Annotated in this window: 21 protein-coding genes; 11 read left to right on the top strand and 10 right to left on the bottom strand. The window is 62.8% G+C overall.

Features of this window, described 5'->3' with window-relative positions:
• Genes sdhA through sdhC form a run of 3 tightly spaced genes read right to left on the bottom strand, consistent with a single transcriptional unit; the run spans position 1 to position 2,496 of the window.
• Complete coding sequence (sdhA, locus tag I6L45_RS15225) at positions 1 to 1,767, bottom strand: succinate dehydrogenase flavoprotein subunit (RefSeq protein ID WP_043761079.1); 1,767 nt, start codon at positions 1,765 to 1,767, stop codon at positions 1 to 3.
• A 1-nt stretch (position 1,768) separates the two neighbouring features.
• Positions 1,769 to 2,113, bottom strand: a complete 345-nt coding sequence (sdhD, locus tag I6L45_RS15220) for a succinate dehydrogenase, hydrophobic membrane anchor protein (RefSeq protein ID WP_043761081.1) — start codon at positions 2,111 to 2,113, stop codon at positions 1,769 to 1,771.
• Positions 2,107 to 2,496, bottom strand: coding sequence for a succinate dehydrogenase cytochrome b556 subunit (gene sdhC, locus I6L45_RS15215; RefSeq protein ID WP_043761083.1), 390 nt, complete (start codon positions 2,494 to 2,496; stop codon positions 2,107 to 2,109). The genes sdhD and sdhC overlap by 7 nt, the downstream gene beginning before the upstream one ends.
• Positions 2,497 to 2,919: 423 nt before the next feature.
• Between sdhC and I6L45_RS15210 the strand changes: the two genes are divergently transcribed.
• From I6L45_RS15210 to I6L45_RS15200, 3 genes are all read left to right on the top strand, one after another.
• The gene (locus tag I6L45_RS15210; RefSeq protein ID WP_043761085.1) at positions 2,920 to 4,206 is read left to right on the top strand and encodes a citrate synthase; all 1,287 of its coding nucleotides are present in this window, start codon (positions 2,920 to 2,922) and stop codon (positions 4,204 to 4,206) included.
• Positions 4,207 to 4,301: 95 nt separating this feature from the next.
• Positions 4,302 to 4,625 carry a DUF4377 domain-containing protein gene (locus tag I6L45_RS15205; protein ID WP_043761087.1) on the top strand — a complete coding sequence of 108 codons (324 nt, stop codon included), beginning with the start codon at positions 4,302 to 4,304 and terminating at the stop codon, positions 4,623 to 4,625.
• 53 nt (positions 4,626 to 4,678) lie between these two features.
• Complete coding sequence (locus tag I6L45_RS15200) at positions 4,679 to 5,182, top strand: GNAT family N-acetyltransferase (protein ID WP_043761090.1); 504 nt, start codon at positions 4,679 to 4,681, stop codon at positions 5,180 to 5,182.
• Between the two features lie 65 nt (positions 5,183 to 5,247).
• On the opposite strand, the gene fabB is transcribed toward I6L45_RS15200, so the two are convergent.
• Positions 5,248 to 6,459: a beta-ketoacyl-ACP synthase I gene (gene fabB / locus I6L45_RS15195; protein ID WP_043761092.1), complete on the bottom strand. Its 1,212-nt coding sequence runs from the start codon at positions 6,457 to 6,459 to the stop codon at positions 5,248 to 5,250.
• Between the two features lie 90 nt (positions 6,460 to 6,549).
• On the opposite strand from fabB, the gene mnmC reads away from it, so the two are divergent.
• Positions 6,550 to 8,565, top strand: a complete 2,016-nt coding sequence (gene mnmC, locus I6L45_RS15190; RefSeq protein WP_216982521.1) for a bifunctional tRNA (5-methylaminomethyl-2-thiouridine)(34)-methyltransferase MnmD/FAD-dependent 5-carboxymethylaminomethyl-2-thiouridine(34) oxidoreductase MnmC — start codon at positions 6,550 to 6,552, stop codon at positions 8,563 to 8,565.
• A 69-nt stretch (positions 8,566 to 8,634) separates the two neighbouring features.
• On the opposite strand, the gene I6L45_RS15185 is transcribed toward mnmC, so the two are convergent.
• Positions 8,635 to 9,240: a DUF922 domain-containing protein gene (locus tag I6L45_RS15185; protein WP_043761126.1), complete on the bottom strand. Its 606-nt coding sequence runs from the start codon at positions 9,238 to 9,240 to the stop codon at positions 8,635 to 8,637.
• A 319-nt stretch (positions 9,241 to 9,559) separates the two neighbouring features.
• Between I6L45_RS15185 and dcuC the strand changes: the two genes are divergently transcribed.
• The 5 genes from dcuC (at position 9,560) to I6L45_RS15160 (ending at position 16,097) form a co-directional block, all read left to right on the top strand.
• Positions 9,560 to 10,912 carry an anaerobic C4-dicarboxylate transporter DcuC gene (dcuC, locus tag I6L45_RS15180; RefSeq protein ID WP_134696882.1) on the top strand — a complete coding sequence of 451 codons (1,353 nt, stop codon included), beginning with the start codon at positions 9,560 to 9,562 and terminating at the stop codon, positions 10,910 to 10,912.
• Positions 10,913 to 11,038: 126 nt separating this feature from the next.
• A complete protein-coding gene (locus I6L45_RS15175) occupies positions 11,039 to 12,697 on the top strand; it encodes a bifunctional UDP-sugar hydrolase/5'-nucleotidase (protein ID WP_216982520.1) in 1,659 nt (552 codons plus the stop codon).
• 292 nt (positions 12,698 to 12,989) lie between these two features.
• The gene (locus I6L45_RS15170; protein WP_216982519.1) at positions 12,990 to 14,633 is read left to right on the top strand and encodes a hypothetical protein; all 1,644 of its coding nucleotides are present in this window, start codon (positions 12,990 to 12,992) and stop codon (positions 14,631 to 14,633) included.
• A gap of 124 nt (positions 14,634 to 14,757) precedes the next feature.
• Positions 14,758 to 15,261 (top strand): M48 family metallopeptidase, encoded by a 504-nt coding sequence (locus I6L45_RS15165; RefSeq protein ID WP_216982518.1) that lies wholly within the window; start codon positions 14,758 to 14,760, stop codon positions 15,259 to 15,261.
• 23 nt (positions 15,262 to 15,284) lie between these two features.
• A complete protein-coding gene (locus I6L45_RS15160; RefSeq protein WP_216982517.1) occupies positions 15,285 to 16,097 on the top strand; it encodes a DUF2927 domain-containing protein in 813 nt (270 codons plus the stop codon).
• 156 nt (positions 16,098 to 16,253) lie between these two features.
• On the opposite strand, the gene I6L45_RS15155 is transcribed toward I6L45_RS15160, so the two are convergent.
• Positions 16,254 to 16,508, bottom strand: a complete 255-nt coding sequence (locus tag I6L45_RS15155) for a DinI family protein (protein ID WP_043761136.1) — start codon at positions 16,506 to 16,508, stop codon at positions 16,254 to 16,256.
• 234 nt (positions 16,509 to 16,742) lie between these two features.
• On the opposite strand from I6L45_RS15155, the gene I6L45_RS15150 reads away from it, so the two are divergent.
• Together I6L45_RS15150 and ykgO are read left to right on the top strand one after the other, a co-directional pair.
• Positions 16,743 to 17,012: a type B 50S ribosomal protein L31 gene (locus I6L45_RS15150; RefSeq protein ID WP_216982516.1), complete on the top strand. Its 270-nt coding sequence runs from the start codon at positions 16,743 to 16,745 to the stop codon at positions 17,010 to 17,012.
• Positions 17,009 to 17,134, top strand: coding sequence for a type B 50S ribosomal protein L36 (gene ykgO, locus I6L45_RS15145; RefSeq protein WP_025326720.1), 126 nt, complete (start codon positions 17,009 to 17,011; stop codon positions 17,132 to 17,134). The genes I6L45_RS15150 and ykgO overlap by 4 nt, the downstream gene beginning before the upstream one ends.
• A gap of 66 nt (positions 17,135 to 17,200) precedes the next feature.
• On the opposite strand, the gene araC is transcribed toward ykgO, so the two are convergent.
• The 4 genes from araC to I6L45_RS15125 form a co-directional block, all read right to left on the bottom strand.
• The gene (gene araC / locus I6L45_RS15140; protein WP_216982515.1) at positions 17,201 to 18,112 is read right to left on the bottom strand and encodes an arabinose operon transcriptional regulator AraC; all 912 of its coding nucleotides are present in this window, start codon (positions 18,110 to 18,112) and stop codon (positions 17,201 to 17,203) included.
• 133 nt (positions 18,113 to 18,245) lie between these two features.
• A complete protein-coding gene (gene araH / locus I6L45_RS15135) occupies positions 18,246 to 19,244 on the bottom strand; it encodes an L-arabinose ABC transporter permease AraH (protein WP_043761144.1) in 999 nt (332 codons plus the stop codon).
• A gap of 49 nt (positions 19,245 to 19,293) precedes the next feature.
• Complete coding sequence (araG, locus tag I6L45_RS15130) at positions 19,294 to 20,790, bottom strand: L-arabinose ABC transporter ATP-binding protein AraG (protein WP_216982514.1); 1,497 nt, start codon at positions 20,788 to 20,790, stop codon at positions 19,294 to 19,296.
• A gap of 66 nt (positions 20,791 to 20,856) precedes the next feature.
• Entirely contained in the window at positions 20,857 to 21,840 is a 984-nt protein-coding gene (locus I6L45_RS15125; protein ID WP_043761146.1) for an arabinose ABC transporter substrate-binding protein, read from the bottom strand.
• Positions 21,841 to 22,025: the final 185 nt, after the last annotated feature.

Here is a 22,025-nt window from a genome sequence, read left to right as displayed (position 1 = left end):
TCAGTAAGTCCGGACCTTGGGCGGGAACGCCTCACGGGTCTTGGGTGACATGTTGACAGCGCGACGGGTCATGGACTCGGTGTCCGGATGATAGAGGCTGTGGCACAGCCAGCTCTCATCGTCACGCTCCGGGAAGTCGAAGCGGCTGTGGGCGCCACGACTCTCGGTACGGAAGTTCGCCGCCACCGCGGTGGCATAGGCGGTCTCCATCAGGTTGTCCAGCTCCAGGCACTCGATGCGCTGGGTGTTGAACTCCTTGGAGGTGTCGTCCAGACGGGCGTTCTTGAGGCGCTCGCGGATGAGTTTCAGCTCGGCCAGCCCTTCTGCCATGGCATCCCCTTCCCGGAACACGGAGAAGTTGTTCTGCATGCAGCGCTGCAGGTCCTTGCGGATCTGGGCCGGGTCTTCCCCGTCACGGTTGTTTTCCCAGCGGTTGAAGCGCTCGAGCGCCTTGGCGATGTCGGCGTCGGTGGCTTCCACGCCGTGCTCCATCGAGCCAAGGGTCTCCACCAGGTGCATGCCGGCGGCACGACCGAACACCACCAGATCCAACAGGGAGTTGCCACCGAGGCGGTTGGCGCCGTGCACGGAGACGCAGGCGATCTCGCCCACCGCGAACAGGCCGACCACCGGCACGTCGTTGCCATCCTTGTCCTGGGTCAGACACTGGCCGTTCACGCTGGTCGGCACGCCGCCCATCATGTAGTGGCAGGTCGGGATGATGGGAATGGGTTCCTTGACCGGATCCACGTGGGCGAAGGTGCGAGAGAGCTCGCAGATGCCCGGCAGGCGGGATTCCAGGACCTCTTTGCCCAGGTGATCCAGCTTGAGCTTGATGTGCGGGCCCCAGGGACCGTCACAGCCACGGCCTTCGCGGATCTCGATCATGATGGAACGAGCCACCACGTCGCGACCGGCCAGGTCCTTGGCATTCGGCGCATAACGCTCCATGAAGCGCTCGCCGTCTTTATTCAGCAGGTAGCCGCCTTCACCGCGGCAACCCTCGGTCACCAGCACCCCTGCCCCGGCGATGCCGGTCGGGTGGAACTGCCAGAACTCCATGTCCTGCACGCCGACCCCGGCGCGCAGCGCCATGCCGACGCCGTCACCGGTGTTGATGTGGGCGTTGGTGGTGGACTGGTAGATGCGACCGGCGCCGCCGGTGGCCAGCACGGTGGCCTTGGCCTTGAAGTAGACGACCTCGCCGCTCTCCATGTCGATGGCGGTACAACCGACGATGTGGCCGTCCTGGTTCTTCACCAGATCCAGCGCATACCACTCGGAGAAGACGGTGGTCTGGTTCTTGACGTTCTGTTGGTACAGGGTGTGCAGCAGGGCGTGGCCGGTACGGTCGGCAGCCGCCGCGGTACGGGCAGCCTGCTCGCCACCGAAGTTCTTGGACTGGCCGCCAAACGGACGCTGATACACGGTACCGTTCTCAAAACGGGAGAAGGGCAAGCCCATGTTCTCCAGTTCATAGATGGCCTCGGGGCCGGTCTTGCACATGTACTCGATGGCTTCCTGATCACCGATGTAATCGGAGCCCTTGACGGTGTCATACATGTGCCACTGCCAGTTGTCGTCGTGGGCATTGCCCAGGGCGACCGTGATCCCGCCCTGGGCGGAAACGGTATGGGAACGAGTCGGGAAAACCTTGGATAACAGGGCGCAGCTCTTGCCGGACTGGGCAATCTGCAGCGCGGCGCGCATGCCGGCACCACCGGCACCGATCACGACCGCATCAAATTCACGAGTTGGAATAGTCACCTTACACACCCCACAGCACGACGAAACCAGTCATCACATAGACAAACAGCACCACGATCAGCAGGAACTGCAGCGCACCGCGCAGCCCGACCGGCTTGATATAGTCGGTCAGCACCTGCCACAGACCGATCCAGGCGTGGATCAGGACGCACACGAGCGTCAGCAGGGTAAAGACCTTGGTGAAGGTTTTGGCGAAGAAGCCGGTCCACACCTCGTAGGTGATGTCATTGAAGGCGACAAAGCCCACCAGATAGAGGACGTAGCACGTCATGATGAGGGCGGTGGCGCGGATCAGGATGTAATCGTGAACGCCGCTACGCCCGAAAGTTGCAGAATTGGTTACCATACCAGCACCCCCGCCAAAACCGCCAGAACCGCAGTGATCACGAAGGCCACGCGGGCGCTCTGATTACCGGATTCCAGCTCTTCCCAATAGCCCATGTCCATGACCAGGTGACGCAGCCCGCCCACAATGTGGTAAGCCAGCGCGGTCAGGATCCCCCACAGCACGAATTTGACCAGGAAGTTGTCCATGATGGACACCACGGTTTCAAATCCTTCGGGAGAGGCGAGTGAAGTACCAAGCATCCACAGCAAGATGGCCAATGCCACAAAGGTGATGACCCCTGAGACACGATGCAAGATGGAAGCGATGGCGGTGACAGGAAAGCTGATCGTCTGTAGGTCGAGGTTTACAGGTCTCTGTTTGTTTTTCACGGCTTTGCCCACTCAGCTCCATTGAGCACGTTAGTTATTGTTTTCACACGCTTTGAGGGCTAGGAGTGGCATTTGTTAGGTTTTTGTTACCAAAACAACTCGGGAAAGCCAAAAATAGCATTTTTGATGTCACATCTGGCTTTGCGAAAGCGTTTCAAACACCGACGACCATCACCCACGTGGCGCAGTATATCGGCGGCCTTAACCAATGACAATCAAATAGCTACACAGAAAACCCAAAACCGTAAACCAGATCCCACAACAGCTTTAACAAGTCATTAATGATCATCCAGCAAAATTGACAAAGCTGTGAATCTCTGGTTCAAATAGGGCGCTCCAGCCGCCGTGGTACGGGTAAGAACCTTTGCCAGCGTTATGAAAGTCGTAATAAAGTAGGACTGGAACCAAATTATAAAAGAGCAAAGGAGACGTGCTATGGCTGATAAGATAGCCACCCTACACCTGCCCGGAAAAGAGCCGGTTGAACTACCGATCCTCTCCGGTACCGTTGGACCCGACGTGATCGATGTCAGAAAGCTGGGCACGCAAGGATATTTCACCTTCGACCCCGGTTTCATGGCCACCGGTTCTTGCAAATCATCCATTACCTACATCGATGGCGACCAGGGTGTCTTGCTGCACCGCGGTTACCCCATCGCCCAGTTGGCCACCCAGGCCAGCTACCTCGAAGTCTGTTACATCCTGCTGTACGGCGAAGCCCCGACCAAGACCCAATACGCGGAGTTCGAGCGTCTGGTGACTCGTCACACCATGGTGCACGAGCAGATCGCCTTCTTCTTCCGCGGCTTCCGTCGTGACGCCCACCCCATGGCCGTCATGTGCGGCGTGGTCAGCGCCCTGTCTGCCTTCTACCACGATGCCCTCGACATCAACAACGAGGAGCACCGCGAGATCTGCGCCTTCCGTCTGCTCTCCAAGATGCCGACCCTGGCCGCCATGTGTTACAAGTACTCCATCGGCCAGCCCTTCATGCAGCCGCGCAACGCCCTCTCCTATGCCGGCAACTTCCTGCACATGATGTTTGGCGTGCCGACCGAAGAGTACAAGGTCAACCCCATCGTCGAGCGCGCCATGGACCGCATCTTCACCCTGCATGCGGATCACGAGCAGAACGCCTCCACCTCCACCGTGCGTCTGGCGGGCTCCTCCGGTGCCAACCCGTTCGCCTGTATCGCCGCGGGGATCGCCTCCCTGTGGGGTCCGGCCCACGGCGGTGCCAACGAAGCCTGCCTCAAGATGCTCGAGGAGATCGGCTCCGTGGATCGCATCCCCGAGTACATTGCCAAGGCCAAGGACAAGAACGATCCGTTCCGTCTGATGGGCTTTGGTCACCGGGTCTACAAGAACCACGATCCCCGTGCCACCGTGATGCGCGAAACCTGCCACGAGGTACTGACCGAGCTGCAGATCAAGGATCCGCTGCTGGACGTGGCCATGGAGCTGGAGCGCATCGCGCTGTCCGACCCCTACTTCATCGAGAAGAAGCTCTACCCGAACGTGGACTTCTACTCCGGCATCATCATGAAGGCCATCGGCATCCCCATGTCCATGTTCACCGTGATCTTCGCCATCTCCCGCACCATCGGCTGGATCGCCCACTGGAACGAAATGCACTCGGATCCGGACCAGAAGATCGGTCGCCCGCGTCAGCTCTATACCGGTCAGGCGCAGCGTGAATTCACGCCCCTCGACCAGCGTTGATTGAAAGGGTCGACATGGTTTGTTACAAAGGCGGTCATTGACCGCCTTTTCATTTGCGGGTTTAATCGCGCCCCTTTACGCCAAGGACACCCATCATGAAATCTCCCCTGCTCCTCAGCACCGCCCTCCTGCTCAGCGCCTGCCAGAGCGCCCCGGCCCCCACGGCGGGCGAGACCCTCTACGTCAACAGCCAGCTGGTACACTGCGTCGGCGTCGGCCCCATGCAGTGCATGCAGGTGCGCAGCCAGCCAGGCGAGAGCTGGAGCCTCTTCTATCAGCAGATTGAAGGCTTCACCTTCGAACCCGGTTTCCGCTACCAGCTGGAAGTCAGCAAGGAGCGGCTCACCAATGTGCCGGCGGATGCGCCCTCCCTGCGCTACCAGCTGATCAAGGTGGTCAGCAAAGAGGCCGCTCGCTGAGCACGGCGCCAGTTTTTGTCACAGATTGACCCGGGGCCAGTCCCCTGAACACGATGATCACGATCCGAACCATCCGGGCCCCCGACTGGCCCGCCATCATGGCCATCCAGCGCGAGTGTTATCACCAGCTGGAGCCCGAGCCCCTCGAGGTGATGCAGAACAAGTCCGAGCTGGCCCCGGCCTCCTGCTGGGTGGCCGAACGCCGGGGCCGGGTGCTGGGCTACCTGCTCTGCCACCCCTGGCGTGCCCACCAGCCTCCGCCCCTCTCGGTGCCCATGCAGGTACTGGCCGGGCGTGACGAGTTCTATCTGCATGATCTCGCGGTCTCTGGCGAGGCCCGGGGCCTCGGGCTGGGTCGGCGGCTCCTGGCCAAGGCGCTGGATTTCGCGAGTCGCGAGGGGTATCGCCATGCCGGTCTGGTGGCGGTGCAGGATGCCCCCGCCTTCTGGCGCAAGCAGGGATTCCTCGTGGCGGAGACCCGCAAGTCGCTGGCGGAGTATGGGGATGGCGCCGTCTATATGCGCCTGCCTCTTGCCGAACCCGTTCAGGCTCAATGACATAGTCCAATAAAAAAGGCGCCTTGCGGCGCCTTTTTCTATTTCGCTTGTCTATCCCGAGGGCATCAAGCCTTGAACTTGCTGAACACCAGGGAGGCGTTGGTGCCGCCGAAACCGAAGCTGTTGGACATGACGGTATTGAGGTCAGCCTCTTCGTACTCGCGCACGATGGGCAGGCCTACCGCCTTCTCGTCCAGGTTCTCGATGTTGATGCTGGGGGCGATGAAGCCGTGTTCCATCATCAGCAGGGAGTAGACGGCCTCGTGCACGCCGGCAGCGCCCAGGGCGTGACCGGTCATCGCCTTGGTGGCAGACAGCTTGGGCGCATCCGCACCGAACAGGGTCTGGATGGCTTCCAGCTCCTTGGTATCACCGACCGGGGTGGAGGTGCCGTGGGTGTTGATGTAGTCCACCTTGCCGACACCCTGCATCGCCATCTTCATGCAACGCACGGCGCCTTCACCGCTCGGAGCCACCATGTCATAGCCATCGGAGGTCGCACCGTAACCGGTGATCTCGGCATAGATGTGGGCACCACGGGCCAGGGCATGTTCCAGCTCCTCGACCACCAGGATACCGCCGCCACCGGAGATGACGAAACCGTCGCGGTCGGCGTCATAGGTGCGGGACGCTTTTTCCGGGTTGTCATTGTACTTGGTGGACAGGGCGCCCATGGCGTCGAACTGAATGGTGGAGGACCAGTCCAGCTCCTCGCCGCCGCCGGCGAAGACGATGTCCTGCTTGCCAAGCTGGATCAGTTCCAGTGCGTGACCGATGCAATGGGCAGAGGTGGCGCAGGCGGAGCTGATGGTGTAGTTGACACCCTTGATCTTGAACGGGGTGGCCAGGCAGGCGGAGGTGGTGGAGGACATGGTGCGCGGCACCATGTAGGGACCCACGCGCTTGACCCCTTTCTCACGGGCGATGTCCGCGGACTCGGAGGTGTTCTTGCCGGAGGCGCCGCCGGAACCGGTCACGATGCCGGTACGCTCGTTGGAGACCTGATCTTCCGGCAGGCCGGCGTCTTCGATGGCCTGCTGCATGGAGAGGTAGGCATAGGCCGCAGCGTCACCCATGAAACGCATGACTTTACGGTCGATCAGTTCAGACGGATCGAGTTTGATGTTACCCCAGACACGGCTGCGCAGGTTGTACTGTTCAAACTGCTCGGAATAGGTGATGCCGGATTTGCCTGCTTTCAGGGAGGCCAGCACCTCTTCCTTGTTGTTGCCGATACTGGAGATGACGCCGATACCGGTGATCACTGCTCTTCTCATTAATTCATCTCGTCTGGAAAAACTGGCACCGAGTCTACCCGCTTTCGGCTGCCAAACTGGTCTGCTTTCACGTAGAATGCCCGCGATTTTGTGACGCGAGCCGAGGAAAACGTGAGTCAAACATCCTTACATCATGCCCGATTGGACTGGAATGAAGCGGGAACTCCAGTCTCCAGTGAGTTCGGGGATGTGTACTTTTCCAATGATAACGGTCTAAGTGAAACCCGCTACGTCTTTTTGCAGCAAAATCGGCTGCCAGCGCGATTTTCACACCATGATAGTGACAGTTTCGTGATAGGTGAGACAGGTTTCGGCACAGGTCTTAACTTTCTGGCGACAATGGCCGCCTTTCTGGAACAGGCGCCCCAAACTGGCAACGGCTCCCGGCTGCACTTCATCAGTTTCGAAAAATACCCCCTCACCCAGGCCGATCTGCGCAAGGCGCTCGCGGCCTGGCCCGAGCTCGCGCCCTTGAGCCAGCCTCTCATCGACCAATGGCCGCTGCCGGTCTCCGGCTGCCACCGCCTGCTGTTTGCTGGCGGTCGCATCCACCTCGACCTCTGGTTTGGCGATATCAAGGAGATGCTGCCCCAGGTGCCCCATCAGGCCGACGGTCTGGTGGACGCCTGGTATCTGGACGGCTTCTCGCCGGCCAAGAATCCCGAGATGTGGACCCAGGATCTGTTTGACGGCCTCGCCCGTCTCGCCCGCCCCAGTGCGACCCTCTCCACCTTTACCTGCGCCGGTTTCGTGCGCCGGGGGCTGATTGCCGCGGGCTTTGCCATGAAGAAGGTGAAGGGCCACGGCAGCAAGCGGGAGATGCTGGCGGGCGAGCGCGCAGACAAGCTGCCCCAGCAGACCATAGCCCCCTGGTATGCCCGCCCCGCCGGGCGGGAGGGTGAGGTGCTCATCATCGGCGGTGGCATCGCCTCGGCCATGACGGCGCTCTCCCTGGTGGAGCGGGGCCGCAAGGTTTGGCTGCTGTGCGAAGATGGTGAGCCGGCCGGCGGCGCCTCCGGCAACCGCCAGGGGGCGCTCTATCCCCTGCTCAACGGCGAGCACGACGCGCTCTCGCGCTTCTATGCGCTGGCCTTCGGCTTTGCCAGAAGCCGGTTGCTGGCCCTGGCCGAGCGCCACCCCGTCGCCTTCTCGCTGTGTGGCGTCACCCAGCTCGGGTATGACGACAAGTCCGCCGCCAAGCTGGCCAAGATGAGCCTGGGCCCCTTCCCCTCGGACCTGATGCGCCCCCTGAGTGCCGACGAGGTCGAGCAGGTGGTCGGCCTGCCTTGCGGCGTGGGGGGCGTCAGCTATCCGCTGGGAGGCTGGCTCTGTCCGGCGGATCTCACCCGCGCCGCCATCAAGGAGGCCCAGGCCAGCGGGCGACTGGAAGTGGAGTTCAATGCTTCTGTGACCCACATAGCCGAGCAGGACGGCGGCTGGCGGGTGGAGAGTCAGGACGGCCGCCACTGGCAGGCCCCCAATCTGGTGGTGGCCGCCGGGCACAGATTGCCCGCCCTCCTCCCCTTCGCCGAGCTGCCGCTCTACCCGGTGCGCGGCCAGGTGAGCCATGTGCCGACCACGGCTGGCTTGAGCCAGCTCAAGACCGTGCTCTGCTACGACGGCTACCTCACCCCGGCCCACAATGGCGCGCACTGCATCGGCGCCAGCTATGGCCGCAACCAGACCAGCCAGACATTCAATGCCGAGGAACAGGCCCAGAACCGGGCGCGGCTGCAAGCCTGTCTGCCAGCGCAGGCCTGGCCCGCCGAGGTGGATGTAAGTGGCGCTCAGGCCCGCGTCGGGGTGCGCTGCGCGAGCCGTGATCACCTGCCGGTGGCGGGGCCAATCGCCCGGTTGGCGGCGCTGGCGGATCACGACGTCAACGCCCCCGCAGATCAGCAGAGCGCCCTGCCCCTCTACCCCGGCCTCTATGTGCTGGGCGCCCTCGGCTCCCGGGGTCTGTGCTCGGCGCCGCTGTGCGGGGAGCTGGTCGCCAGCGAGATCTGCGGGGAGCCGCTGCCCCTGTCCAGCGATCTGCTGGAGGCGCTCCACCCGGCTCGCTACTGGGTGCGCAGGCTGCTCAAGGGCAAGCCCCTGCGCGACTAGGTTCGCCAGACCCAAACAAAAACGGGCTGCCCACAGGGGCAGCCCGTTTTTGTTGTCAGCCAGGGGGGATCAGCTGCGCATTGGCCAGATGACTCCCAGCTTGCGCCCCTGCTCGGTCTGTTTTGCCAGGGTGGCAAAGCGCTCACGGGTCGCCTCCAGGGCTGCCTGCCCCTCCTGCCAGCCCTGATGCTGCAAGGCCTCGCAGCTCGTGGTCACCGGCATCTGGGCGAGCCGGATACCGAGCTGGCTGACGCTCTCCAGCAGGATATCCTTGTGACGGCTCTCGTAGTCGAACATGGCCGCCACCAGCTTGTCCCACTTCTGCCGCTCCTTCTCGGGCGCTCTGGCCTTGTCCATCCAGTTCGGCACCCGGACCTTGATGCGGACCGTCACGTCGGCCTGATCCAGCTCGCAACGCGCCGGTGTCGGCCTGGTCTGCAGTTGCCAGGAGAGCTGGTAGCTGGCCCTGCCGATGTGTCCGTCCGCCTGGGCGGGAGACAGGGCGGTGATCTGGCGCATCACGGCGGCCACATCGGCCCCGGAGACCCGATAAAACTGAAAGTCGACCTTGATGTCGGGCACCACCCGAATACCGCTATAGTGAGATGGCGCTGCCCCGATTGAGGCGGCATACATGAGGGCCGCCACCACCCCTGTCTTGCTAAAGAGTCCCATCTGCTTGTGGCCTTGCCCCTTGTGAGTCCCAGCTTAATTTCAATTAATAATCAATGAATTAATAGTCAGAATGGAGAGTAACCGCGATCCCGGGCGCTGTCACCTGCTGTCGGTATCCGGGCGCGGCAAGCGTGCGAAATATCACACGGGCCGCATCGGGATTTGCAGGCGAGATCACAGGCAGCCATCGATGTCGTGGTTAAATACTCCTTATGAGGTAATAATCCTGGCGTTTTTGTTGGTGCATGTCGACCTAACCAGTGCAATCCCCGGTTATCCCGTGCAAGCCCAGCGTCACTACACACTCAGGAACCTGTTTATGATGGAACTCCTTATTGGCACCCTGGTCACCCTGGCCGTGGGTCGCTACATCTTCAAGGGCTATTCGGCCACCGGGGTATTGCTCAGCGGCGGTCTGCTGCTGCTGGCCATCACCGCCCTGATGGGCAAGGCCGTGCTGCCCGCCAGCGTCACCTCCACCGGCCACGTTGCCACCGACGTGTTCGAATACGTGCGCTTCCTGCTGGTGGATCGGGGCGGCGGCCTCGGCATGCTGATCATGGTGCTGTGCGGCTTCGCCGGCTACATGAGCCACATCGGAGCCAACACCATACTGGTGAAGCTCGCCAGCAAACCCCTTGGCATCATCAAGTCCCCCTACATCCTGCTGGTGGCCGCCTACCTGGTGGCCTGCGCCATGTCGCTCGCGGTCAGCTCCGCCACCGGCCTCGGGGTACTGCTGATGGCGACCCTGTTCCCGCTGATGGTCAACATGGGGATCTCCCGTGGCGCCGCGGCCGCAGTGTGCGCCTCCCCGGCCGCCATCATCCTCTCCCCCACCTCGGGCGACGTGGTGATGGCCGCCCAGGCCGCCAACATGGAACTCATCGAGTTTGCCTTCAAGCTGACCCTGCCCATCTCGCTGACTGCCATCGCCGCCATGGCGGTGACCCACTTCTTCTGGCAGCGCTATCTGGATCGGAAATCAGGTGAACACAACGCCGCTGTCGCCCCGAGCGATCTCGTCACCGATGCCCCCAGCTTCTACGCCATCCTGCCCTTCACCCCCATCATCGGCGTGCTGCTGTTTGACGGCAAGCTGGGCCCCAAACTCGACATCGTCACCATCATCGTCATCTGCCTGGTGCTGGCAGCCCTGCTGGAGCTGGTACGCAAACGCAACGGCCGCGAGCTGCTGGACGGACTGCAGGTGTGCTGGCGCAGCATGGCCGACGCCTTCGCCGGCGTCGTCATGCTGCTGGTGGGGGCCGGGGTATTCGCCCAGGGCCTGATGGGGCTCGGCTTCATCGCCAACCTCCTGGATCTGGCCCAGAGCTTTGGCACCGGCGGCATCGTCATCATGCTGATGCTGGTGGTCATCACCACCCTGGCCGCCTTCACCACGGGCTCGGGCAATGCCCCTTTCTACGCCTTTGTGGAGCTCATCCCCCACCTGGCCACCAGCCTTGGCGTCAACCCCGCCTACCTGGTGATCCCCATGCTGCAGGCCTCGAACCTCGGCCGGACCATCTCGCCGGTCTCCGGGGTGGTGGTCGCCTGTGCGGGCATGGGCAACCTCTCCCCGTTCGAGGTGGTCAAGCGCACCTCACTGCCGGTCGCCGTGGGCCTGCTGGTGGTGATCCTCGCCACCCAGATCATGGTGCCCGCCTGAGGCAACGGGCACCCGACCGGGTGCCCGTCCCTCTTTTCTCCCCTGTCGGCCCGGTGTTCGCCGGGCTGGCATCCCCCCCGCCCCATGCAGTAGACTCGGTGCTCTTTTTCTCTAAGGAGGACCGAAATGAGTATTACGGTTCAACTTGCCCACTTCAGCGATTGCCACTCCCATTTCGATGGCGCCCCCATGCGCTTCTCCCCCGTCGGCGAATCCGAGTGGCGTACCCAGTGCGGCGGCTATGGGCGCATCCTGAGCCGGCTCACCGCCCTGCGCCGGCAGGCCGGGGCGGCGGGCCAGACCTGCCTGTTCCTGCACGGCGGCGACACCTTCCAGGGCTCGCTCTATTTCAACCGCTTCAAGGGGCGGGCCAACGCCGATCTGCTCGGTCTGCTCAAGCCCGATGCCATGGTGATCGGCAACCACGAGTTCGATCTGGGCAACGGTCCCCTGGTGGAGTTCCTGCGCCAGCTCGATTTTCCCGTGCTGGCCGCCAACATCGACAGCCACCTGGAGCCCGCCGATACCCCGCTGCGGCTGCAGGGTCTGCCGCAGCTGTTTGACGCGAGCCGCCCCTGGCACAGGCGCGTCATCGACGGCGTCCCCTTCGCCCTGCTCGGCATCACGCTGCCACAGATGGCCGCCATCGCGAGCCCCGATCCCCACACCCGTTTCCACGGCATCGAGGAGACCCTCGGTGCCGCCCTCGCCGAGATCAAGGCTGCGGGGATCCACCACATCATCCTGCTCAGCCACCTGGGGCTCGAGCAGGACAAGCGGCTGGCCGCACGCTTCCCCGAGATCAGCCTCATCGTCGGCGGCCATACCCACAGCATGCTGGGGGATCTGGCGCCCCTCGGACTCGAGAGCGAGGGGGACTACCCCCTGATGGTGAACGGCGTCGCCATCCTGCACGCCGCCCACAGTGCCCTCTGTCTCGGGGTGTGCGAGCTGGAGTTTGATGCCCTCGGCCGGGTCAGCCGCAGCCGTGGCCAGCTGGAGTGGCTGCCCTGGCAGCCCTGGCCCTTTGCCTCCCAGCCGCCTGCGGGCCTGCACTTCTGCGAGCCGGCCCCCGAACTGGAGCAGCACCTGGCCAGGCGTTACCGACCCGAACTCGAGACCATGACCCGACGCGTGGTGACCCAGCTTGGCGGGCCCCTGCACCACCAGCGACTACCCGATGCCAGCCTGCCCGCCGGCAGCCAGGTCGCCCCCCTGGTGGCCGGCGCCATGCTGGCCGCCGCCCGCGAACAGGTCGGTCAGGTGGACTTCGCCCTGCACAACGCCGGCGGCGTGCGCTGCTCCCTCGAACCCGGGCCGCTGAGCGAAGCGGACATCGCCGGGCGCCTGCTGCCCTTTGCCATCCCCCTCACCCTCTACCGGGTGCACGGCCACGAGCTCGCCGAGGCGCTGGAGGGCGCCATCGACAACGCCACCAACAACGGCGTGGTCGGCAATGGCAGCGGCAGCTTCCCCTACACCGCCGGGGTGCGCTTCTGCTATTGCGCCGATCTGCCCAAGGGCAGCCGGATCACCCGCCTGGAGTGGGAGGCCAGCCCGGATAACTGGCAAGCGGTCGAGCCAGAGGCCATCTATCGTGGCGTCTCCAGCGCCTATACTGCCTCCGGCAAGGAGGGCTACACGGCCCTGGCCCGCACCCTGACCCAGCACAACCAGGAGCTCGGCATCACCCTGGCGGATGCCTTCATCCGCTGGGCCCGCCACCTGCCCGAGCTCGCCCCCCTGCCGCCGCTGGTGGAGTACCAGGGGCAGCCCGCCCACTGAGGGGGTGCCGGGGCCGCATCGGCACCGGGCATTCTCTTGTCAGAACACGGGCCGCACCTTCCCAAAGGCGCGGCCCGTCTGCCAGATCCGCCGGCCTGCACAGATCGCACAGTGGCACAAGGCATCAGGCCGGGACTCGGCAACCGGCCCCGCTGTTTCAGCGTGCCAGGCGTCTGAAAACGTTACTTTTACGAATTATTTCAAGCCCCTTCCCTTGCCCCATTGCATCATGGGGCCAGGGTCGGCAAGATAAGCCCGCTTTTTCAGTCTTTCCCGCAGGAACAGGTCACCCATGAATCACGCCATCCGTTTTACCCCGCAGCGCCACAATCCCGGGCTCAGGCCGCTGGTTATCCTGCTCACCGCCCTGATGGCGTTGTTGTTCTGCCTGCGCAACCCGCTATTTCACGGCATGGCGCCGGGATTCGATGCCTCACTGTTCGCGGTGATGGGCAAGATGTGGAGCGAGGGGGGCGTGCTCTACCGGGACATGATCGACATCAAGGGGCCCATGATCTTCGCCCTCGATGCCCTCGGTTACTCCCTCGGCGGCTTCTTCGGGATCTGGCTGCTGGAGTGGGGGCTCTGCTGGCTGGGGCTGCTGGCAAGCTGGCAGGCCTTCGCCCAGCTCGGGCTATCCCTGCGCGCCCGCCTCGGCAGCATGCTGGCGTTGCTGGCGCTCTACAGCACCCGCTACTACTACGGCAACATGACCGAGGACTGGACATTCCATCTCGCCCTCATCGCCCAGTGGGCCTTCATCACCCTGCTGCTGGACAAGCGTTTCAGTTGGGGGCCGGCCCTGGTGGCCGCGCTCACCTTCGCCATCGTGGCCTGGATGCGCACCAACAATGGCGCCTTCTGGGGCGCCTGGTATCTGGTGCTGTTCTGTCACTGGTGCCTGCGCGAGCAGTGGCGCGCAGCCTTCGCCCTGCTCTTCTCCAGCCTGCTGGGGCTGGCCCTCGTCGGCGGCCCCCTGCTCGCCTACTTCCAGCACCACGGGCTGCTGGAAGAGTTCAAGTACTATGCCTTCGGCATCTTCTTCGAAGGAAGCTACGGCAACGGCTTCTCACCGGAGGTGGGGGCCGTCGGCCTGCTGCGCACCGGCCTCATCATGCTGCTGCCCCCCTTCATCGTGCTGATGCTGGGCCGCCGCCAGGAGTGGTACCTGCCCGCCCTGTGCGCCACCCTGTTCGGTGTGCTGTTCACCCTGATCGCCAACTCGGTTTCGGGCCATGTGTTCGATCACTATGACGTGCTCTATCTGCAGCTGGCCCTGCTGCCGCTCGCCTGCCTGCTGGACAGAAGCGAACAGCGCTCCGATGCGCTGGGTCTGTTCTGCATCTCCCTGGTGGTGCTGACCGCCAGCTGGCTGCTGGCCCAGCAGCTCGGTTACGGCTGGAGTACCAAGGAGTGGTCCCTTGAGCGGGTGCGCGAGGTACTCGGCAACAGCCTGCTATGGGCCTTGCCTGTGCTGATCCTGGTGCCGCTCTGGCGCGCCTGGGACGTGCGCAGCGCCACCCCCTGGCTCGCCTCGCTGGCCATGCTGGCACTGCTGGTCAACAACGCCTGGGAGGGCAACCTCAAGGGCAGGCCGTTCAATCCGCCGGCCCAGGTGCGGGTGGACAGGATCAAGGCCGAGACGGCGCCGACCGACAGGATCTGGGTCGACGGCATCCAGCCCCAGTACTATCTGTGGACCGATCGCCAGCCGGCCTCTGCCTACCTGTTCTTTGCCAACGTCAACCCGCCCTATGACGTGCGTGAACGGGTGCTGGCGGATGTAAAACGTCAAGCTCCCAAGTTCATCATCGCCAAGCCGGAGCGGGTGGCAGAGGGGCTGAAGCAGCCGGCCTCCCCCTCCACCCTCGCCTTCTACCAGTATCTGACCGAGCACTATGAAGAGGTGGATCCCGGCCTCTATCGCCTGCGCTGAGCCAGAGGGTAATACTCATCGGGGCCGCCATGGATGACCATGGCGGCCCCGAACGTTTCGACGGTGTTCAAAGAGGCGCATCCTCTCTACAATGGCGCTCTTTTTCGTGGAGGAGGGAGCAATCATGGCGGAACTGACCTATCTGGGGGGCTACCCAGATCCGCTCAAGGCCCAGGTGCAGCAGTTGATCGCGGCGGGCAAACTCGGCGAGATGCTGGCCAAACGCTACCCGGAGACCCACCTCGTCCAGAACGACAAGGCGCTCCTGGCCTACACCATGGAGCTGAAGAACCGCTATCTCAAAAGCTCGGCACCGCTCTCAAAGGTGATCTTCGACGGCAAGATCAACATCATCAAGGATGCCCTCGGTCTGCACACCTACGTCAGCCGGGTACAGGGCAGCAAGCTCAAGGCCAAGAACGAGATCCGCATCGCCGCCCTGTTCAAGGAGGCCCACCCCGCCTTCCTCAAGATGATAGTGGTGCACGAGCTGGCCCACTTGCGGGAGAAGGAGCACAACAAGGCCTTCTACCAGCTCTGCCTGCACATGGAACCTGACTATCATCAACTGGAGTTCGATCTCCGGCTCTGGCTCACCTGGCGCGACCTCGAGCGCACCCGCCGCTGATCCCGCGTTTGCAAGGAGGCAACATGCGCCCATGGCAAAGCCGTTCCCGCTCTGCTCGCCCCCGGACTTGGCTCGTCCGGGGGCTGGCGCTCTGGCTCTTGTCCCTGCCGATTTGCGCGGCGGAGCGCTGGCAGCGCGAGGAGTACCTGATCCAGAGCTTCATGGAGATCGCCATGAAGCGGGAGTATGGCCACGAAAAGACGGTGCGTTTCTCCCGCTGGCATGCCCCCATCCGCTTGAAGCTCATCAACGAATTTGGCGACAAGCCGCTGCAGGCCGAGATGGTCAGGGTGCAGAGCCGGCACCTGGCCCGGATCACCGGGCATCCCATCGAGATGGTCAGCAGCAACCCCAATCTCACCCTCATCATGACCCGGCACCAGCAGATGCCGGAGTGGGCCCGCCGCACCATGCGCCAGGACGAATCGGTAAGCATCGCCCTCAAAGAGGGGATCTGCCTGGCCAACTTCGCCACCAATGATCGCCACGAGATAGCCCGTGCCACCATCATCATCCCGGTGGATTACAGTCGGGCCAAGGGCCGTTTCCTCGACTGCGTGGTGGAAGAGCTCACCCAGGTGATGGGGCTGCCCAATGACTCGGACAAGGTGTTCCCTTCCATCTTCAACGATCGCAGCATCGACAGCTTCCCGACCGGACTCGATTACCTGCTGCTCAAGCTTGCCTATCACCCTGCCCTCCATAGCGGCATGACGGCCGACGAGATACGCAAGGCCCTGCCTGCCGCCCTCAAGACGCTGCGCGCCAACGGTGACATCGCACAGGCCAGTCAGCGGGTCCAGGTCGACAGCCTCAGGCGCTGGGCAGGGCTGTGAATCCGGCCTTTACGCCCCACTTCCCCTAAACACAAGACGCAGCCTCTGGCTGCGTCTTGTTCATTATTCCACTCTTCAACTCTCTCCCCTCTCTTTCCACCCTGCTCGCTGGTGCGAAGCCCGGGGCCGAGGTGGACACTCATGGGGTGAGGCCGGTCAGGCTTCCTCGGTTTCCGCCTCCGGCATCCAGCTGTCGGCGTTCTCCCACACCTCCTGCACCATGGCTTCGGCCAGATCCTTGTCTTCCTTGCTGGCGCGGCTGACCGTCAGGGCCATGGCACTGCCCGGCGCCACCCGCACATGCAGATCGGGGAAACGCTCGCCCAGTTGCTTGAGCAACTCCTGGCGCAGCGCCTCCATGGTCGAGGTGGGGATCTGATGTTTTCTGTCGATGATGATTTCCAGGCGCATAGGGTACTTCTCCGTGACATTTACTGTATTTTTATACAGTAAAATTAAAAAGTAAAGACGGGTCCGCGCTTTGTCTGCCGCAACATCGCAGCCCCTCCCGACTTGTACCATCCCACTTTCCTGATGAGCCGGTGCTTTCGGCCTCTTCGCACGGTCAGGCGAGAAAAACAGTTGATATTGATTCTCATCCATTGCATCATTTGGTTATGTTACAACATAACAAACAAGGTCATCATGCGTCCCCATATTCACCCTGAATACCGCAAGGTTCTGTTCCACGATCTCGCCAGCAACACCTACTTTCTGATCGGCTCCACGCTGGCCACCGACCGCACCAAGGAGTGGGAAGATGGCAACACCTACCCCTATGTGACGCTGGATGTCTCCAGCGCTTCTCACCCCTTCTACACCGGCAAGCAGAAGCAGGTCGGCAAGGAGGGACAAGTCGCCCGCTTCGGCCAGCGATTCGGTCAATTCTTCAGCAAAGGAAAAGAGCAAAAATGAAGGTTCTCGCCTCCCTGAAATCCGCCAAGTCACGCCACCCGGACTGCCAGGTCGTGCGCCGGCGCGGCAAGCTGTTCGTCATCTGCAAGAGCAACCCCAGGTTCAAGGCCCGTCAGGGCTGATAGCCTCCCTCTGTCCCGAAACAACAAAGCCCTCATCACGAGGGCTTTGTTGTCTGAATGGCCGCCTCACAGCAGGGTGGCGCATTTGCGATATTCGGTGGGGCTGACCCCGACCCGCTTTCGGAACACCCTGGAGAAGTAGAGCTGATCGTCATAACCCACCTGCTGGCCTATGGTGGCCACCGACAGCGGCGTGGTCTGCAACAGCAGCTTGGCCCGCATGATGCGCTGATCCTCGCGCCAGCGCACTATGCTCACCCCCACCTGCTCGCGAAACAGGTGTGCCAGTCGCGAGGGGGACAAAAACACCTGCTCCGCCAGGGCCTCCACCGAGATCTCGGCCGAGAGCGACTCGCTCAGGATCTGGCACGCCTCGTGAACCCGGTGATCGATGGCGGGATAAGCGTCCTGGGAGGAGGCCTCGTAGCAGCGAATGAGCAGCCGCTCAAGCAGGTTCATGGCCAGCTGCTCCGACATGGGCCTCAGCTGCTTGTGGGTCTCCTCGATGTCGAGGAAAAGGGCATCGAACTCGGCGAGCAGCTGGCTGTCTGGCAGTTGCAAGCGCCCCACCCGCTCCGTCACCTGGGGCCACTTGAGCCAGTCTGCCCAATAGGCCCGCGGCCGGAAATAGACCCAGCGGTGATACCACTCCCGGGCATCCGGCGCCCGGCCGTAATGGTGCACGGCGGCGGGCGGGAACAGCAGCAGGTCGCCAGGCTCCACGGTGAAGGCCTGGCCCCCCTGGAAGATCTGCCCCTTGCCCCTGATGGTCAGATTGACGATGAACCCCTTCATGCCGTGGGGCCTGTCGATGGTGAAATCGAGCGCACTCCCCTGCTCGATGGGGGTCATGCCCGACACCAGAAAGACATCGAACGCGTAACCGGGCAGCAGGGGATTGAGTTGTTTCGGCTTCTCTTTTTGCATCGAGGACATGGCGGAAAACAGGGTTTCGGTAAAAAAGTCGACATGGGCCATTGTAGAGATCCGGGGTAGGAACCCCCTAAGTTCGCACGCAGCCTGTTGTGAAATTGTTGAACTGGCTCACAGCTTGCCCGAGGGGAGCACCAGGCCGGCGCACATCCGGCCTGGTGAGGAGGAGAAAAACCACTCAGAGACGGGCCTTGCGCACCTGCTTGTAGCGGTCGAACAGCACGGCGGCGAGCAGGATGAGACCGCGCACCACGTACTGGGCAAACGGGGAGATGTTGAGCAGGTTCATGGCGTTTTCCATTAGCCCCAAAATCAGCACCCCGGCGATGATGTAGGAGATCTTGCCGATGCCCCCCTTCATGGAGACGCCACCCAGCACGCAGGCCGAAATCACCACCAGCTCGAAGCCGATGGAGGTCATGGGCTGGCCCGAGGTCATGCGCGACGCGAGTATGATGCCCGCGATGGAGGCAATCAGCCCGGTCATGGTGAAGATGATGATCTTGGTGCGTACCACGTTGACCCCGGCAAGGCGTGCCGCCTCCTCGTTGCCCCCCATGGCCAGGGTATTGCGGCCGAAGGTGGTCTTGTTGAGCAGCAAGCCGAAGAGCACGAAGCAGACGGCGGTCAGCCAGATGGGCGTCGGGATGCCGAGCAGGGCGGAGTTGCCGAGCTCGAAGAAGCCCTCCTCGACGATGCCCACCGCCTTGCCGTCGGAGATGATGTAGCCCACCCCGCGCGCCATCTGCATGGTGGCGAGGGTGGTGATGAGGGCGTTGATCTTGAACTTGGCCACCACGATGCCGTTGATGAGGCCAAAGAAGACCCCCACGAAGAGGCCGGCCAGGATGCCGAGGGTGATGCTCTCGGTGGCGTTGATGCCCACCGCGCAGGCGACGCCGGAGCAGGCCACCACGGAGCCGACGGACATGTCGAACTCGCCGGAGGCGAGGCAGAACAGCATGCCGCAGGCCACCATGCCCGACATGGAGACGGCGAGCCCGAGCCCTCGCATGTTGATCAGGCTGGCAAAGTTGGGGACCAGCACGCAGGCCAGCAGGAACAGGATGGCGAAGATCACCAGCATGCCGTACTGATCCCAGATGCGGGCCAGTTGCAGCCGGGAGCCGCTGGCTGCCGCGGTGCCGACCTGGCCGGCAGAAGTCGTTGTAGTCATGGTATTTCTCCTGAAAATTCCGGGTGCTATCTCGTTGCGGTCAGAGGGGTCAACGGGCCGGCATGGCCAGATTGAGCGCCTTGACCTCGTTGGCGTCGTCGTGGGAAAGCTCGCCCGCGATCTCCCCCTCCCGCATGACCATGATCCGATCCGCGATGCCCAGCACCTCCGGCAACTCGCTGGAGACCACCACCACGGCGATGCCGACCCTGGCCAGATCGTAAATCACGTTGTAAATCTCGTTTTTCGCCCCGACGTCGATGCCGCGGGTCGGCTCGTCGAGCAAAATGACCTTCATGTCCTCCGACAGCCAGCGCCCCAGAATGGCCTTCTGCTGGTTGCCGCCGGAGAGATTCATGATGGCCTGATGGGGGGACGGGGTCTTGACCCTCATGTCGCGGATCCGCAGCCGCGCGTTCTCGTCCTCCCATTTCTGGTTGATCCAGAAGCCCCCCCACGCCTGGTGGCGGCGGGCGCTGATGTTGATGTTCTCCTGCACCGAGTGGATGGGGATGATGCCGAGGGCCTTGCGGTCTTCGGTGCAGAGCATGATGCCGCTGCGAATGGCGTCGATGGGGTTGCGAACGACCACCTCCTTGCCAAACACCGAAATCTCGCCGCCACGGGGCGTCTCGGCGCCGAAGATGAGCTTCATCAGCTCGCTGCGCCCGGCCCCCACCAGGCCGAAGATGCCGAGGATCTCCCCGCGCTTGACCTCAAGCGACACCGGCGCCTTGAGGCCGGGTCCCATCAGGTTCTTCACCCTAAGGCCCACCTCCCCGTGTGCTCTGGGGCTGTAGCCATAGATGTCGGTGAGCTCGCGCCCCACCATGGTCTTGACCAGCAGATCCCGGTCCACCTCGGCCATGGAGGCGAAGGTGCGCACGAACTGGCCATCCTTGAACACCGTGATGGCGTCGCACAGGGCGAAGATCTCGTCCATGCGGTGAGAGACGTAGAGGATGACCTTGCCCTCGTCCCGCAGCTGGCGGATGACCCGGAACAGCTGCTCAATCTCGCGCGACGACAGGCTGCTGGTCGGCTCGTCGAAGGCGATGACGCTGGCATCCCGGGTCAGGGCCTTGGCGATCTCCACCATCTGCCACTGGCCCAGGGACAGGTACTTGAGCGGCGTCTCGGGGGAGACGTCCATCCCCAGGCGCGCAAGCTGCTTCGTCGCATCCTGGTAGAGCTTCTCCCGATCGATGACGCCGCGCCGGGTCGGCAGCTGGCCGAGGTAGATGTTCTCGGCCACCGTCATCTCGGGCACCAGGTGCAGCTCCTGATAGATGATGGCGATCCCGCTCTCCAGGGCGTCGACCGTGTTCTGGAACACCTTCTCCTGGCCGGCCAGCTTCACCACCCCGCGGGTGGGCGCCTGAAAACCGCTCAGGATCTTGAGCAGGGTGGACTTGCCGGCACCGTTTTCCCCCATCAGGGCGTGCACCGTGCCCCGCTGGCAGGAGAAGGAGACGTTCTGCAGCGCCTTGACGCCGGGAAACTCCTTGCTGATGCCGCAAAACTCCAGATATGGAACGTGATTCATGGAATGACTCCAGTCAGCCGGCATGACGCGGGGCGCCATGCCGGCATGGGTACCAGGGGTGGGCGATTACAACCCTTTCTTCTGCAGCTCGGCCTTGAAGTTGTCGCGGGTGATGAGCACCACGTCGGTCACCTCGGTGAATTTGGCGGGCTCGGCGTCGTTGACAACCCAGTCATGAAGCATCTGGATGCTCTTGTAACCGTGCACGTCCGGGCTTGGCAGCAGGGAGCCGAGGAAGCCGGTGGCGCTGGACTTGGAGAGCTCGTTCACCGCATCCACCCCGTTGATGCCGATGCCGATGACGTTCTCCGGCTTGAAGCCCTGCCCTTCGGTGGCGCGCACGCCGCCGAGCACTGTGTTGTCATTCATGCCGACGATGAGCCAGTTCTTGACCTCGGGGTGCTGCACCAGCATGGAGTTGGCGGCATCCAGGGCCCCCGGAATGTCGTTGCTCTTGGTGGGGGCGCGGTGGATCTGGCCTTCGGGGAAGCCGGCGGCCTTCAGGGCACCGAGGGAGCCTTCAACCCGGCGACGGGCGGTATCCAGCTCGTCAGCGGTGATGGCGAGCACGGCGCTGCTCTTCGGATCCCACTGGCGCTTCTGCATCTCCTTGTAGAGCTCCTGACCCTGACGCTCGCCAATCTTGGTGGCGGCCATCATCACCAGGGGCACCTGCTCCATGGGCTGGCCCTTGGCATTGACGAACTGGTCATCCACGGTGATGACCTTCAGATCCATGCTCCTGGCCTTGGCCATGATGGCCGCACCCAGCTTGGGATCAGGGGTACAGATGACGAAGCCCTTGGCCCCGTTGGCCGCCAGGCTGTCGATGGCGTTGAGGGTCTTCTCCCCATCGGGCACGGCTATCTTGATCACCTCGAAGCCGAGATCCTTGCCCGCCTTGTCGGCGAAGTTCCACTCGGTCTGGAACCAGGGCTCTTCCGGCTGCTTGACCAGGTAGCCCAGCTTCAGCGTCTCGGCGGCGAAAGCAGAATTTGCCATACCAAGGGCGACGCCCATCGCGATCATGCCTTTAACGATTTTGTTCATGCGAATGTCTCCAACGGTTCTATCAATCCATGTATCCACGCAGTGCCACTCATTGAGCCAGTCAACTCGCAGCCTATAAAAACATGCTTAAACAGGACGTTATTGTTGTTGCTATGTAAGCGAACCAAGTTGTAATCGTTTTCACCATCAAAAATGGAGAGCAGGATCACGCCATGAAATTGCAG

The sequence above is a fragment of the Aeromonas sp. FDAARGOS 1415 genome, from assembly GCF_019048365.1.
Taxonomy (GTDB): Bacteria; Pseudomonadota; Gammaproteobacteria; order Enterobacterales; family Aeromonadaceae; genus Aeromonas; species Aeromonas taiwanensis.
Note: the sequence above shows the minus strand (reverse complement) of the source record. Positions and strands in the feature narration are given on the sequence as shown.

Excerpts from the sequence above, each read along its gene's own strand:
- sdhD (WP_043761081.1), bottom strand. The coding sequence starts at position 2,113 with ATGGTAACCAATTCTGCAACTTTCGGGCGTAGCGGCGTTCACGATTAC.
- I6L45_RS15210 (WP_043761085.1), top strand. The coding sequence starts at position 2,920 with ATGGCTGATAAGATAGCCACCCTACACCTGCCCGGAAAAGAGCCGGTT.
- I6L45_RS15205 (WP_043761087.1), top strand. The coding sequence starts at position 4,302 with ATGAAATCTCCCCTGCTCCTCAGCACCGCCCTCCTGCTCAGCGCCTGC.
- I6L45_RS15200 (WP_043761090.1), top strand. The coding sequence starts at position 4,679 with ATGATCACGATCCGAACCATCCGGGCCCCCGACTGGCCCGCCATCATG.
- fabB (WP_043761092.1), bottom strand. The coding sequence starts at position 6,459 with ATGAGAAGAGCAGTGATCACCGGTATCGGCGTCATCTCCAGTATCGGC.
- I6L45_RS15185 (WP_043761126.1), bottom strand. The coding sequence starts at position 9,240 with ATGGGACTCTTTAGCAAGACAGGGGTGGTGGCGGCCCTCATGTATGCC.
- dcuC (WP_134696882.1), top strand. The coding sequence starts at position 9,560 with ATGATGGAACTCCTTATTGGCACCCTGGTCACCCTGGCCGTGGGTCGC.
- I6L45_RS15175 (WP_216982520.1), top strand. The coding sequence starts at position 11,039 with ATGAGTATTACGGTTCAACTTGCCCACTTCAGCGATTGCCACTCCCAT.
- I6L45_RS15170 (WP_216982519.1), top strand. The coding sequence starts at position 12,990 with ATGAATCACGCCATCCGTTTTACCCCGCAGCGCCACAATCCCGGGCTC.
- I6L45_RS15165 (WP_216982518.1), top strand. The coding sequence starts at position 14,758 with ATGGCGGAACTGACCTATCTGGGGGGCTACCCAGATCCGCTCAAGGCC.
- I6L45_RS15160 (WP_216982517.1), top strand. The coding sequence starts at position 15,285 with ATGCGCCCATGGCAAAGCCGTTCCCGCTCTGCTCGCCCCCGGACTTGG.
- I6L45_RS15155 (WP_043761136.1), bottom strand. The coding sequence starts at position 16,508 with ATGCGCCTGGAAATCATCATCGACAGAAAACATCAGATCCCCACCTCG.
- I6L45_RS15150 (WP_216982516.1), top strand. The coding sequence starts at position 16,743 with ATGCGTCCCCATATTCACCCTGAATACCGCAAGGTTCTGTTCCACGAT.
- ykgO (WP_025326720.1), top strand. The coding sequence starts at position 17,009 with ATGAAGGTTCTCGCCTCCCTGAAATCCGCCAAGTCACGCCACCCGGAC.
- araC (WP_216982515.1), bottom strand. The coding sequence starts at position 18,112 with ATGGCCCATGTCGACTTTTTTACCGAAACCCTGTTTTCCGCCATGTCC.
- araH (WP_043761144.1), bottom strand. The coding sequence starts at position 19,244 with ATGACTACAACGACTTCTGCCGGCCAGGTCGGCACCGCGGCAGCCAGC.
- araG (WP_216982514.1), bottom strand. The coding sequence starts at position 20,790 with ATGAATCACGTTCCATATCTGGAGTTTTGCGGCATCAGCAAGGAGTTT.
- I6L45_RS15125 (WP_043761146.1), bottom strand. The coding sequence starts at position 21,840 with ATGAACAAAATCGTTAAAGGCATGATCGCGATGGGCGTCGCCCTTGGT.